Genomic DNA, 13,195 nt, shown 5'->3' on the forward strand with positions numbered 1-13,195 from the left:
CATGGAGTTACGACAAATAGGGACCGCTCTCGCGGAGGTTCAGCGAGGGGGAAAAATATGCATCATTTCCGACCGCAACGTGGCGTCGCTGTACATGGATATCTGCAGGGAGAGCCTGGAAGAGGCCGGCTATGGTGTGTGGGAATACGTTCTTCCGCCGGGAGAAGCCTCCAAAAACGGAACGAATTATCTTCGGATTCTGGAATATCTGGCGGCGGTGCCCTTCACCCGAAGCGACGGCATCGTAGCGCTGGGCGGCGGCATGGTGGGCGATCTGGCCGGATTCGCGGCGGCGACCTACATGCGGGGAATCAACGTGTATCAGGTGCCTACCACCTTGCTGGCGGCAGTGGATTCTTCCGTCGGCGGAAAGACCGCCATCGACCTTCCTTCCGGGAAGAACCTGGCGGGAGCGTTTCATCAGCCGAAACTGGTTTTACAGGACAGTCGCCTCTTGAACACCTTGCCGTCGGATGTTTACCGGGAGGGTATGGCGGAAGTCATCAAATACGGGATGATTCACGATCGAAAGCTGTTCAAAAGGCTGGAGAATCCGACGGAGGTTCGAAATTCGTTAGACGAGGTGATTGAAACCTGTGTGGGTATAAAAAAAGAATACGTGGAGGCGGACGAATTCGACCGAGGTCTCCGGCACAAGCTGAATTTCGGACATACCCTGGGACACGCCATGGAACAGGCGGAGGGTTACCGGTTGAGCCACGGAGATGCGGTGGCCAAGGGGATGTACTGGATAACCCGAATTTCTGCAGAACAGGGCTGGTGCAGTCGGGAGACGCTGGCTGCGCTGGAGCAGCTGCTTCGGAAATACGATTTTAATCTGACATTGCCGGAGAATCGGGAAGAAATCTACCGAATCCTCTGTTCCGACAAGAAGCGCCAAGGGGATACCATCCGAATGGTGATTCCGGAGGAAGTGGGAAGATGCGCTATCCGGGAATTCCACATCCGGGAGGTGAAAGATCTGCTATGAAGAGAATTGATATCTTGCCGTCCAAATCGGCAGCGCATCGAATGCTGATTGCCGCTGCGCTCTGTGAGGAACCCTGCGATGTAATCCTTTCGGAACGTTCCCTGGATATAGAAGCCACCGAAAACTGCCTGGCGGAAATCCATCGGGTGCGAAAGGAAGGGGCGACGCCGGAAGGAAATGGCGAAGCGGTAGAGGAAGCGCAGCTGCACTGCGGTGAGAGCGGGTCCACCTTCCGCTTTCTGATTCCACTGGTAGCGGCGCTTGGGATGGACGCGAAATTCTATCCCGAGGGACGACTTTCTCAGCGCCCCCTGTCGCCGCTGGTGGAAGAACTGGAGAAAAAGGGGGTTACCTTTTCACCTTTAGGTGCGAATCCATTTCATGTGAAGGGGCAGCTGGAGCCGGGGGCTTTCCGCATCCCGGGAAACGTGTCCTCTCAATACATCACCGGATTGCTGATGGCACTGCCGCTGCTGGCGGACGACAGCACCATTCGGGTGACCGGAGAACGGCAGTCTGTGGGGTATGTGAATCTGACCCTGCAGGTATTGCGCGAATTCGGTATTGAAATCATTACAGAACGAATGGGAGAGGAATTGGTGTATCGGATCCCGGGAAATCAGAAATATCGAAGCCCGGGAACCTGCAAGGTGGAAGGAGATTGGTCCAATGCGGCCTTCTGGCTCACCGCCGGTGTGCTGGGGGAGGAGGCGGTTCAGGTGACCGGCCTGAATCCGAATTCGGCCCAGGGAGACCGAAAAATAGTGGAACTGCTCCGCCGATTTGGCGCAAAAATAGAAGTTCAAGAGGATACGGTTACCGCCTATCCCTCCGGACCGTCTCTGCGGGGGATTGTCATCGATGCGTCCCAGATTCCGGACATGGTGCCGGCACTGGCATTGGTGGCATTGGCAGCAAATGGGACAACGGAAATCCGCCATGCGGAGCGGCTTCGTCTGAAGGAAAGCGACCGGCTGATGTCTGTTACGGAAGTACTGAACGCTTTAGGCGGCCGGGTGGAAGAGCGGCCGGATGGATTGGTGATTACCGGAAGGGGCGTTCTTTCTGGCGGAAGAGCGGATGGATATAACGACCATCGAATCGTCATGATGGCGGCCATCGCCTCCCTGATTACAACCGATAAAGTAATTCTGACCGGCAGCGCGGCGGTAAACAAATCCTATCCGACTTTTTTTACCGTATTGGAAGAGAACAAAATGGGAAATAACCTTGAGAGGAGATAGAGAGATGCCTAATTTGGAAGAGTACAGAGAGAAAATCGATGAAATTGACCGCACCCTGATTGAGAAGGTGGATGAACGGATGCGCGTGGCGGAGGGCATTGCGAAATACAAGCAGGCCAACAACCTGGAGATTGTGGATCCGCTGCGGGAACGGGCGCTGATGGAGAAGATTACCGAGGATTCGGCCAGCGATATGGCGTATTACAACCGGATGCTGTTCAGTCTGCTGATGGAGATGAGCGCGGATCACCAGAGACAGGTGACCCACACGGAGTCTCGGGTGGTAAAAGAAATTCGTCAGGCACTGAAGGACACGTCGCCGATTTTCCCGGAGATGGCGGTAGTGGCGTGTCAGGGCGTGCAGGGCGCGTATTCACAGGACGCCTGCGAGCGATTCTTCAAGATGCCGAAAATCATCTATACAAAGAATTTTAAAGGGGTTTTCGCGGCTATCGATGAGGGTCTGTGCCGATACGGAGTGCTTCCGGTGGAGAACAGCACTGCCGGTTCGGTGAACCGTGTCTATGATTTGATGCGGACCTATGATTTTCACATCGTGAAGAGCATTAAAATCAAGATTGAGCACAGCCTCCTGGTGAACAAAGGGGTACAGAAGGCGGATATCAAGGAAATCATTTCTCAGGAGCAGGCCCTGTCGCAGTGCGATGAGTACCTGCGGAGGGAATTCCCGGAAGCGAAGATTACGGTGTGCGAAAACACAGCGGCGGCGGCGAAATACCTGTCGGAATCCGGCCGAAGGGATGCGGCGGCGCTGGGTGCGGAAATCAACGGAGCGTATTACTCCCTGGAAAGCCTGGAACGGGCGGTGCAGGACAGCGATAACAATTACACTCGTTTTATCTGTATCACGAAACCTCTGGAAATCTATCCGGGCGCAAACAAGACCAGTTTCATGTGTACCACGGAGCACACGCCGGGTTCCCTGTACAAAGTGCTCTCCGCCATCAATGCCTGCGGAATCAATATCACCAAGCTGGAGTCCCGACCGATTCCGGGAAGTGATTTCGATTTCCGCTTCTATTTCGACTTTGAAGAATCCGTATACACAGAGCAGTTCATCCGACTGATGAATCATCTGGAAGGGGTGTGCAAGGATTTTCGCTATTTGGGAAGCTACATTGAAGTGTAGAAAATTGAAAAAGTTGATATATAGACAAGGTAAGTCCGGTGTTTTATAATATCTACAGAACAAATGATTAAGGAAAGATATTAGAATATGAGTATATTAACGGATTTACAGAATGGGCTGGAACAGGGAAAGATGCTGGCGGGAGCGAAGGCGGATGTCGTCTTCGACCGGGTGGCGCAGCACAATCCCATCCCCGATGAAGAGAGCCGAAACGCCTTGGTTCTGGGAGATAATTTGGCCTATATGCAGGGGCTTTTGGAAAATGGATATGAGGGTCGGTTTCGTCTGATTTACATCGATCCTCCTTTTTTTACCAAAAGCAAATTCAACGCCACCATCGACCTGAAGGACCGAACCGGGAAGAATCACAAAATCAAGCATTTGGCGTACGACGATACCTTTGAGCGAAGCCTGGAATGCTACGTGGAGAATATGACGGCACGGTTAATCCTCATGCGGAAGCTGCTGGCAGAGGACGGACTGATTTGGGTGCACCTGGATTGGCACTCCGCCCACTATATGAAGCTGATCATGGATGAGGTGTTCGGGACGAAAAATTTTCAGAACGAAATTATCTGGCAGTACAAATCCGGCGGCAGCGGAAAGAGGCATTTCTCTCGGAAACACGATACCATCCTGGTGTACAGCAAGACCGCCTATTACCACTTGAACGTGCCGAAGGAAAAATCCTACAACCGAGGGCTGAAGCCGTACCGTTTCAAAGGCGTGAAGGAGTACAAAGATGAGTACGGCTGGTATACCATGGTGAACATGAAGGATGTGTGGTCCATCGATATGGTGGGGCGGACCTCGGCGGAGCGAAACGGGTACGCGACCCAGAAGCCGACGGAGCTGCTGCGGCGGATTATCGAAGCCACCACGGAAGAAGGAGACTACTGTGCGGATTTCTTCTGCGGCTCCGGAACCCTTCCGGAGACGGCAGAGGCGCTGAACCGCCACTGGGTGGGCTGCGATACGGAGCCTTTGGCAATTTCCACTACTCGAAAAAGACTGGAGGCTCTGGAGGGAACATACGACTACTTCCGCCAGCGGACCGGCAACAAATACGGTTGGTTTTCGGTAGAAGTGGAGGATTCTGTTCCTTTAGAAAACGGCAAAAACATGTATACGTGCAAGGTCAATCAGTTCCGACCGGAAATCGATTACGGTCATATTCCGTTAAAGGATCGGGATTTGGCCATGAAAATAGGCATTGAAGCGCCGGAGCAATATATCGACCATGTGATGGTGGATCCGGATTACGACGGTACCTTCCGGGGGCGACACCTTATCAGTGAAACTCCGAGTCAATTCCAATTCCAATCAAATGGGAATTATGCAATAATTCTGGTAGACGTGTTCGGAAAGGAATATTTCTATGATGGACGAAAAGAAAAGCGATAAGGGAAAGAAGTTTTTGCGTTCTGCGATTGTGGTGGTATGTTCCGCTTTTGCCGGTTCTGCCGCCCAGATTTTCGTGATGATTCCTAACGGACTGACCTCCGGCGGACTGCCGGGCATCGTGCGAATCATCACTCATTTTATGCCGTGGAACTATTCGCTGGTGTACTACTGCTTCGGCATGGCCGTGGTGGCATTGGTGTACTTCACCTTGGGGTGGAAGGATGTGCAGAAAATCATCGCCCTGTCCATCGCCTATCCGGTCATCATGTACGGCATGGAGCAGGTGGATTTCAGTCTGCTGTCCCACAAGGATCCGTTCCTGGCTTCCGTACTGGTGGGTGTGCTGTACGGCGCCGCCACCGGTATCGGTTACATCGACGGGTTTTCCTCCGGCGGCACGGATTCTATCGCTCGGGTCATCAAATTTCGGCTGATGAAACACGTTCCAATCGGGCGTATTATGCTTTTCCTGGACGGATCGGTCATCGTGATGTCCGCCTTCGTCTTTGACCGGAACGTGGCCTTCTATGCGTTGATTACTGTTTTTATCACCAGTAAAATAACGGAATCGATTCTTCTGGGTATTTCTGGGGTGCAGGTGTCCGTAGCGGTAATTACGAATGAGCCGCAGCTGCTGGTGGATTTCGTGATGCACGAGATGCACCGCGGTGTGACCACCTATACCTCCACCGGAGAATATACGAAAACGGAACGGAGGTCGGTGCAGATTATCTGTTCTCCGCGGGAGAGCTTGCAGATTAAAAGTTTTCTGGCGGAGCACGATGAGCACGCCTTTGTGACGGTGACAAAGCTGAGCAGCGTCTGGGGGCTGGGAAGGGGCTTCTCCGACATCCACGAGGTGGACAACAACTAGAATAGCGTGAATTAAAAACGCATCCGTACGGGATTAGAATGTACGGATGCGTTTTTCGATGTCTTCGGCGGTGAGCTGAGCCAGCATGTTGAGAGCGGAGTAGGAAAGATCGTCCCCCTCTTTGAGGATTAGATAGCCGTTCACGTATTCGCCCATCTGTTCCAAAACCTCCCGATGAGCGTCTCGAAGCTTCAAGCCGGAGACGTCTGCATACAGGGCATTATTGTAGGATTCCAGTGGCAGGGTAATCCGGTAGTCGGCGGTGCGTGCCCGAAATTCCCCTTGGAGAGGATTGTGGGCATCCGGGAAAATCGATGCGTTCAGAGGGAACGGCAGTTCCTCTTCCCGGTAATACACCCGGGTGTTCACGTCCGGATTCATCGCCGTCATCTTCTCTACGGAGCAATGCTGAAGGCCGGACAGCTGCAGTTTGTTTCCGGAAATCTTCGGCCGCAGGGACAGACCGGCATCCGGGAGGAGCGGAAATCCGTAGTTGGCCTGGGCTTGATGAAAGTCCCCGTGAAGCAGGAGAGATTGTCCTTCGTCGGAAAACAGACGCCGCAGAATTCGGTAGAGCTGCACCACGTCCTCTCGGTTGTGGGTGAGAAGAACCTTCTCCAGCATCCCGCTGTGGCTTGTGACGTATTCGTAATAAAGGCGAACGCTTTCCCGGCCGGAGATGGCATCGATTCGGTCGGTTCCGATGTGAAAAAAATTCTCCACGGATTTCTGGGAGAGGGCGGACAGCTGTCCCGGAAGTCCGGTGTTCCGCCGAATCCAGGAGTACAGATCCAGGTTGTACATCTTAAGTGTAAAAGGAAAATGAAGGGCCTCCAGTCGCCGGTTCATAAAAGGAATATCGAAGGACGTACCGTTGTAGGTTATCAGGAAGTCCGTTTTCTGCTCATTCAGAAAATCCAAAGTAGCCCGGAGAACCCGGTCCTCTTCATAGGGATCTTCCGCCAGAAACTGAGTTACGGATATTTCATTTTCTCCCGACGGAATAAGCAGTGCCGTCATGATGACGCGGCTGGTATTCCGTCCGTTGGCGAAACCGGTGGTTTCGATATCGAAGATGCAGGGCTTGAGAGAACCATAGTATCGCCGGTACAGGGAACCGCTCAGTTCCGGCATTTTATATTTTCTGCAAAATTTTTTCAAAATACCCCTTCCTTTCCGGTGAATGAAGTGCTATAATGTCAGAGTTGCTTTCTGCAGAGAATTATAACACATCTGCAGCGGGCGGATAGGTCAAAATTTTGAAAACAAAAAGTTTGAAAAAGTTATTGACATGAGCCCGATACTTTGCTATTATAATATGGCGACGTGAGTGAGAACGAAATTCACAAAGCAATGGAGATGGCGGCGTAGCTTAGTTGGCTATAGCGTTCGGTTCATACCCGAAAGGTCAGTGGTTCGAGTCCACTCGCCGCCACCACTAATGTGGACGCTTAGCTCAGCTGGGAGAGCATCTGCCTTACAAGCAGAGGGTCATAGGTTCGAGCCCTATAGCGTCCACCACTTTTATGGCCGGGTAGTTCAGTTGGTTAGAATGCCAGCCTGTCACGCTGGAGGTCGACGGTTCGAGCCCGTTCCCGGTCGCCAAAATATGGTGGGTATCGTCAAGCGGTTAAGACCCAGGGTTGTGGCTCCTGTATGCGTGGGTTCGAATCCCACTACCCACCCCATATAGAGGCTATGAAAAATTAATATTGTGTTGTTGGGGTATAGCCAAGTGGTAAGGCAATGGATTCTGATTCCATCATGCGCAGGTTCGAATCCTGCTACCCTAGCCAATTCGGCGACATAGCCAAGTGGTAAGGCTCGGGTCTGCAAAACCCTCATCCCCAGTTCGAATCTGGGTGTCGCCTCCACTACAAAAGAAGCGAGAAATCGCTTCTTTTGTTTTTTGCGATTTTTTACAGAATCCGTATGGAAATGCGAGAACAGAAATCGTAATATAACATGTAGAAAAACGAATGAAAAGAAAGGACGGAAGCGTATGGAATCACCCGGACCAATTGCTTTTACCATCGGCACGATGGAGATACGGTGGTATGGAATTCTGATTGCGACAGGCGCCATGCTGGCGACACTGCTGGCGTATAAGCGGGCGCCGAAGCGGGGGATACAGCCGGACGATGTGCTGGATCTGGTGCTGTGGACACTGCCGATCGGAATCATCGGTGCGCGGGTTTATTATGTGATCTTTTCGTGGAATACCCTGTATCGATACGATCCCATGGAGGCATTCAACATCCGCGAAGGGGGACTGGCGATTCACGGCGGACTGATTTTCGGCCTGGTGACCGCCTGGGCGATCTGCCGGAAAAAGAACATTCCGTTCCTCTCCATGGCGGATCTGATCCTGCCGGGAGTGGCGTTGGCACAGTGCATCGGCCGCTGGGGGAATTTCTTCAACAGTGAGGCCTACGGCCGGCCCACCAATCTGCCGTGGGCGATTGTGGTGAACGGGCAGCACGTGCACCCTACGTTTTTGTACGAGTCCGTTTGGTGCGGACTTCTGTGCCTGTTCCTTCTCTATGTGGATAACCGGCATCGACGATTTTCCGGTCAGATTATGTGCCTGTACGGAATCCTGTACTCGGCGGAACGTTTTTTTGTGGAATCCCTGCGGACGGACAGCCTGATGCTTGGGCCTTTTCGGCAGGCCATGGTGCTCAGCGCATTTGTTTTTGTGGGAAGCATCATTCTTTATGTTTTCCTGAAGAGACGAGAAGAAAATTGAAATTAAGTCTGTATGATGTTACAATAAGTATTTGCCGGGAAGAGAAGTGATTTCGGAAATACATGCGAATAAAGATTTTGAGGTGAAATATGAAATTAGGTATTGTGGGTCTCCCAAACGTGGGTAAAAGTACGCTGTTCAATGCGATTACGAAGGCCGGTGCGGAAGCGGCGAACTATCCGTTCTGCACCATCGAGCCGAACGTGGGCGTGGTGACGGTTCCGGATAAGAGACTGCAGGTGCTGCACGATATTTACAATTCGAAGAAGACCATCTACACCACCATCGAATTCTGCGACATTGCAGGTCTGGTGAAAGGTGCGTCCAAAGGAGAAGGATTGGGAAACAAGTTCCTGGGCCATATCCGGGAGGTTTCGGCAATCGTGCACGTGGTTCGCTGCTTTGAGAATGACAATATCGTTCATGTGAACGGTCATATCGATCCGCTGGAGGATATCGATACCATCAATACGGAGCTGATTTTTGCAGACCTGGAGGTTCTGGAGAGAGCCATCGCCCGGACGCAGAAGAACATGAAGGCGGACAAGAAGCTGGGATCCAAGCTGGCGATTCTGGAGCGGGCCAAGGAGTGGCTGGAAAGCGGAAAGAATATCCGTGCCATGGAAATGGATGAAGACGATCACGAGGTGCTGGATGAAATCGATTTGCTGACCTCGAAACCAATCATCTACGTAGCCAACGTGTCCGAGGATGAAGTGGCAGATACGGACAATCCGTATGTGAAGCAGGTTTCGGAACTGGCGGCGGCAGAAGGTGCACGCTGCGTACAAATTTGTGCGGAAATTGAGGCTGAAATGGCAGAGCTGGAGGATGAGGAACGGGAGGCGTTCCTGGAGGATCTTGGTATCGAAGAGTCCGGTCTGGACAAGCTGATCAAGGCATCCTACTCGCTGTTGGATCTCATTTCCTACCTGACGGCAGGCGAACCGGAAGTTCGTGCGTGGACCATCAAGAGGGGCACCAAAGCGCCACAGGCAGCCGGAAAGATTCATACGGATTTCGAGAAAGGATTTATTCGGGCGGAAACCATCACCTACGACCAGCTGGTGGAATGCGGCGGCAATCTGGGAAAGGCCAGAGAAAAGGGCTTGATTCGCTCCGAAGGAAAGGATTATGTGGTACAGGACGGCGACGTCATCCACTTCCTGTTTAACGTGTAAACGGACGACACACAGAAGATTGCTGAAAATTATTTGCAAAACTGCTTGATTTTTGCAAAAGGATTGGTATAATGACTGTAGAGGTTATCCTTAATAATCTCTTTAATCTCTAGTCCCAATACCCTTTTTACGAAACAGACTGCTCCCCTGCAGTCTGTTTTATTTTTTGAAATTATTGCGTTCCGTAATGTGAACTTGAAGTGAATAATAATTTAGCACAAGTTGATAAAAAGGAATAACAGATATGGTATAATACAAGGTAATTTACGTATACAGAGAAAACTGGGAGGTGACCGGAAATGAACGATCCAAGGGATAACAAACTGGCACAAATGCTTGTGAATTATTCCGTCCGGATTCAGCCGGGAGAAAAAGTATTAATCGATTACACCGGGGAGGAGTGCGTTCCCCTGGTAAAAAGAATTGTGCGGGAAGTCTACGCTGCAGCGGGAGTTCCTTTTGTGAAATGCGATCATCCGATTGTCACTCGTGAATTCCTGATGGGATGCAGTGAGGAGCAGGTGAAAATTCAGGACGATGCGGATTTGTATCTGATGAAACAGATGGATGCCTATATCGGGATTCGGGCGGCGGCCAATGCGGCGGAGTTCAGCGATGTGCCGGCGGAGAAATACCACCTGTATGAAAAATACACGGCACCGAGCTTGAATGAACGGGTGGACCACACAAAGTGGGTGATTCTGAGATACCCGACACCGGCGATGGCGCAGCGCATGAACCGGAGCCAGGAGGCTTTCGAGGAATTCTACTACAACGTGTGCACTCTGAATTATTCCAAAATGAATCGCGCCATGGATGCGCTGAAGAAGCGGATGGATGAGACGGATCAAGTGAGAATCGTGGCACCGGGAACGGATGTGACCTTCTCCGTTAAAGGTATTCCTTCGGTGAAGTGTGCCGGGGAGTGCAATATCCCGGACGGTGAGGTGTACACCGCACCGGTAAAGGATTCCATGAACGGCGTGATTACCTACAATACGCCGTCGGAGGAACAGGGATTCACCTTTGAAAATATCCGTTTTGAGATTAGAGATGGCAAGATTGTTCACGCCACCTGTAACGATGAGGAGCGGATCAACCGAATCCTAGATACGGATGCGGGCGCACGGTACTTTGGAGAATTTGCCATCGGGGTCAACCCATACGTGCTGCATCCCATGAAGGAAACCCTGTTTGACGAAAAGATCTGCGGAAGCATCCACCTGACGCCCGGAATGTGTTACGAGGATGCGCCCAATGGAAATGAATCGGCGGTTCACTGGGATTTGGTGCTGATTCAGCGAGCGGATTACGGCGGCGGTGAGATCTGGTTCGACGGAGAGCTGATTCGGAAGGACGGAATCTTCCTGCCGGAGGATTTACGGTGCCTGAATCCGGAAAATCTTCAATAACTTTGAAATACGGAAGGATGGAAAGAATACATGTGGAATCGCGTTGAAGTGAAAGCAAAAGGAAAAGCCGGATTCAAAAGAAATTATTGGAATTGCGTCGTGGTATCGCTGCTTTTTACGTTGGTAAGCGGCGGACTTAGCGGCAACGAACAGCGAATTACCCGTCAGATTGAGGAGAATTACATGGACCCGGCCACACTCTTGGGATTCATCACCACGCCGAAGGTTATCGGCGGCGCCGCGGTGGGACTGGCTATCGGTATCCTGGTGTTCGGCGCATTAGAGGTGGGCTGCAGCCGGTTCTTCCTGCTGAATCAGCTTCAGCCGGCATCGGTTTCGGAGATGGGCTACGGCTTTAGTCACAATTACGGAAACAATGTGGGCACCATTCTGCTTCGGAATGTGTTCGTGATACTTGGAGTGATTCTCTTTATCATTCCGGGTGTGATTATGTCCTACCAGTACCGAATGGTTCCGTATATTCTCAGCGAGAAGCCGGAACTGGGACCAAGGGAAGCGTTGGATTACTCCAAGAAAATGATGGAGGGTCACAAATTGAATGCGTTCATCTACGACTTTTCCTTTATCGGCTGGATTCTGCTGTCGATGTGCACCCTGGGCATCGTGGGAATTTTCTTTGCGAACCCGTACAAGTATGCATCGGATGCAGAGCTGTATCTGGCCATCCGTTCCGGCGAAATCAAGACACGGGACACTTCGGAGGAGCCGGAAGATGTCCATGTGAATACGTTTGAACTGTAGTAATCAATCAATAATGTGTGTAGATAGGTAAATGTGATGCGAACAGAGAGAAATGAACAAGAGACTGTGAAGAAGGACGAAAAAAAGAACCGGCGAAAAAAGAAGATTGCCGGAGGCATTCTGGCAGTCGTTCTGGTAATCGGTGGCTTTGCCGCATACCGAATTTCAACGGTAAAAGAATTTCCGAACAATGCGAAGGTGGACGAGGTATCCGTTGGCGGATTGACCGTTCGGGAAGCAGAGGAAAAAATCAATCGGGAAGCAAATAAGGTTGAATTAAAGGAAGATGATCGGGATGCGGTAACCGTAAAAACCCAATTTAAGTACGAAATCAAGGATACGCTGAAGAACCGTCAGGCGCTGTCCGTGGTGGATCCGAGAAATTACATGGGCAGCGGTGCAAATTATACCGTGCCCCTGAAGGTGATCGGCGGAGAGAAGGAAACGGCGAAGCGGATTCGGAAGGCGATTCCGGATCACAAAGGAACCGTAGAAACAAAGGATGCCTATATCGACTACGAGACCATGCGGATTGTACGGGAAGTTCAGGGGGATACGCTGGATGTGGAAGCCTTGACGAAGGATGTGGCAGAGAACCGGGAACAGTCGCCGAACGAAATTGTTTTTACATTTAAAAGTAAAGACTACATCGCAACGCCAAAGGTGAAATTCGACGATCTCCAGAAAGAGCTGAAGTTTGCGAAATACTATCTGGCCGATGGATTGACTTTGCGGGCAGATTCCGGAGATACGGTGAAAATAACACCGAAACAGCTGTCGAAGGTGATTCTTTACACGGAGGATGGTCCGGAATACAGTGAAGAAGGCGCTCAGAAGGTGGCAAAGGAACTGGCGAAGAATTATTCCCAGGACGTGTACACGGTGGAGACGGAAGAAGGGGCGAAGAGCCTTATCAATTACGGAATCAAGAGCAGCGTGGATGAGAAGAAAACGGCGGAATCGATTCTGAAGGCTGCGAAGTCCAAAGAAAAAGGAATTTTGTATCTGAAAGCATCCAATCAAGATTTAAGTACCCGGGTGGAGGTGAGTATCTCCGGTCAGAAGGTTTATTACGTTCAGAACGGAAAGGTGAAGCTGAAGACGTCGGTGGTAACGGGAGGACCGAACCATGCGACCCCTCGGGGAATCTTCCGGCTAGCGTATAAGGAGCGCAATGTAACGCTGAAGGGATCCAACGGAGACGGAACGGATTATGCGTCTAAGGTAAGTTATTGGATGCCGTTCAACGGCGGCATCGGACTGCACGATGCGCCGTGGCGGAGCAGCTTCGGAGGCAGCATTTATCAGAGCGGCGGATCTCATGGCTGTGTCAATATGCCTCCGGCAAAGGCAAAGCAGCTGTTTGGATACATCGATGCGGGAACCCTGATATACGTGTATGACTGATAAAACCCGGTGACGGTGGTG

Annotated in this window: 11 protein-coding genes and 6 tRNA genes; 16 read left to right on the plus strand and 1 reads right to left on the minus strand. The window is 51.4% G+C overall.

The window, feature by feature from the left end; all coding sequences use genetic code 11:
* Nucleotide 1: 1 nt before the first annotated feature.
* The 5 genes from aroB (at nucleotide 2) to FYJ65_RS05345 (ending at nucleotide 5,663) form a co-directional block, all read left to right on the plus strand.
* Nucleotides 2-991, plus strand: coding sequence for a 3-dehydroquinate synthase (gene aroB / locus FYJ65_RS05325; protein ID WP_154554323.1), 990 nt, complete (start codon nucleotides 2-4; stop codon nucleotides 989-991).
* Entirely contained in the window at nucleotides 988-2,235 is a 1,248-nt protein-coding gene (gene aroA, locus FYJ65_RS05330; RefSeq protein ID WP_154554324.1) for a 3-phosphoshikimate 1-carboxyvinyltransferase, read from the plus strand. The genes aroB and aroA overlap by 4 nt, the downstream gene beginning before the upstream one ends.
* A gap of 4 nt (nucleotides 2,236-2,239) precedes the next feature.
* Complete coding sequence (locus FYJ65_RS05335) at nucleotides 2,240-3,385, plus strand: bifunctional chorismate mutase/prephenate dehydratase (protein ID WP_235898206.1); 1,146 nt, start codon at nucleotides 2,240-2,242, stop codon at nucleotides 3,383-3,385.
* 87 nt (nucleotides 3,386-3,472) lie between these two features.
* Nucleotides 3,473-4,789, plus strand: a complete 1,317-nt coding sequence (locus FYJ65_RS05340; RefSeq protein ID WP_154554325.1) for a DNA-methyltransferase — start codon at nucleotides 3,473-3,475, stop codon at nucleotides 4,787-4,789.
* Nucleotides 4,764-5,663, plus strand: a complete 900-nt coding sequence (locus tag FYJ65_RS05345) for a YitT family protein (protein WP_154554326.1) — start codon at nucleotides 4,764-4,766, stop codon at nucleotides 5,661-5,663. Before FYJ65_RS05340 ends, FYJ65_RS05345 begins: the two co-directional genes overlap by 26 nt.
* 33 nt (nucleotides 5,664-5,696) lie before the next feature.
* Here the strand turns inward: FYJ65_RS05345 and FYJ65_RS05350 are convergent, their stop codons facing one another.
* Nucleotides 5,697-6,797: a ribonuclease H-like domain-containing protein gene (locus tag FYJ65_RS05350; RefSeq protein WP_154554327.1), complete on the minus strand. Its 1,101-nt coding sequence runs from the start codon at nucleotides 6,795-6,797 to the stop codon at nucleotides 5,697-5,699.
* A 227-nt stretch (nucleotides 6,798-7,024) separates the two neighbouring features.
* Here FYJ65_RS05350 and FYJ65_RS05355 point away from each other — a divergent pair.
* The 11 genes from FYJ65_RS05355 to FYJ65_RS05405 all read left to right on the plus strand — a co-directional run bounded on the left by FYJ65_RS05355 (nucleotide 7,025) and on the right by FYJ65_RS05405 (nucleotide 13,174).
* Nucleotides 7,025-7,101: transfer RNA gene (locus FYJ65_RS05355), tRNA-Met, on the plus strand.
* Nucleotides 7,102-7,108: 7 nt separating this feature from the next.
* Nucleotides 7,109-7,184, plus strand: a tRNA-Val gene (locus FYJ65_RS05360).
* Nucleotides 7,185-7,191: 7 nt separating this feature from the next.
* A tRNA-Asp gene (locus FYJ65_RS05365) sits at nucleotides 7,192-7,268 on the plus strand.
* A 7-nt stretch (nucleotides 7,269-7,275) separates the two neighbouring features.
* Nucleotides 7,276-7,351: transfer RNA gene (locus tag FYJ65_RS05370), tRNA-His, on the plus strand.
* A gap of 33 nt (nucleotides 7,352-7,384) precedes the next feature.
* Nucleotides 7,385-7,459 (plus strand) — tRNA-Gln (locus FYJ65_RS05375).
* Between the two features lie 4 nt (nucleotides 7,460-7,463).
* Nucleotides 7,464-7,537, plus strand: a tRNA-Cys gene (locus FYJ65_RS05380).
* Nucleotides 7,538-7,665: 128 nt separating this feature from the next.
* Nucleotides 7,666-8,412, plus strand: coding sequence for a prolipoprotein diacylglyceryl transferase (gene lgt, locus FYJ65_RS05385; protein ID WP_154554328.1), 747 nt, complete (start codon nucleotides 7,666-7,668; stop codon nucleotides 8,410-8,412).
* An 89-nt stretch (nucleotides 8,413-8,501) separates the two neighbouring features.
* On the plus strand, nucleotides 8,502-9,593 hold the full coding sequence (gene ychF / locus FYJ65_RS05390) for a redox-regulated ATPase YchF (RefSeq protein WP_154554329.1): 1,092 nt from the start codon (nucleotides 8,502-8,504) through the stop codon (nucleotides 9,591-9,593).
* Nucleotides 9,594-9,892: 299 nt separating this feature from the next.
* Complete coding sequence (locus FYJ65_RS05395) at nucleotides 9,893-11,005, plus strand: aminopeptidase (protein WP_154554330.1); 1,113 nt, start codon at nucleotides 9,893-9,895, stop codon at nucleotides 11,003-11,005.
* A gap of 30 nt (nucleotides 11,006-11,035) precedes the next feature.
* Nucleotides 11,036-11,767 (plus strand): DUF975 family protein, encoded by a 732-nt coding sequence (locus FYJ65_RS05400; RefSeq protein ID WP_154554331.1) that lies wholly within the window; start codon nucleotides 11,036-11,038, stop codon nucleotides 11,765-11,767.
* A gap of 66 nt (nucleotides 11,768-11,833) precedes the next feature.
* Nucleotides 11,834-13,174 carry a L,D-transpeptidase gene (locus tag FYJ65_RS05405; protein WP_206157316.1) on the plus strand — a complete coding sequence of 447 codons (1,341 nt, stop codon included), beginning with the start codon at nucleotides 11,834-11,836 and terminating at the stop codon, nucleotides 13,172-13,174.
* Nucleotides 13,175-13,195: the final 21 nt, after the last annotated feature.

It is taken from the genome of Mogibacterium kristiansenii (assembly GCF_009695905.1).
Classification (GTDB): domain Bacteria; phylum Bacillota; class Clostridia; order Peptostreptococcales; family Anaerovoracaceae; genus Mogibacterium_A; species Mogibacterium_A kristiansenii.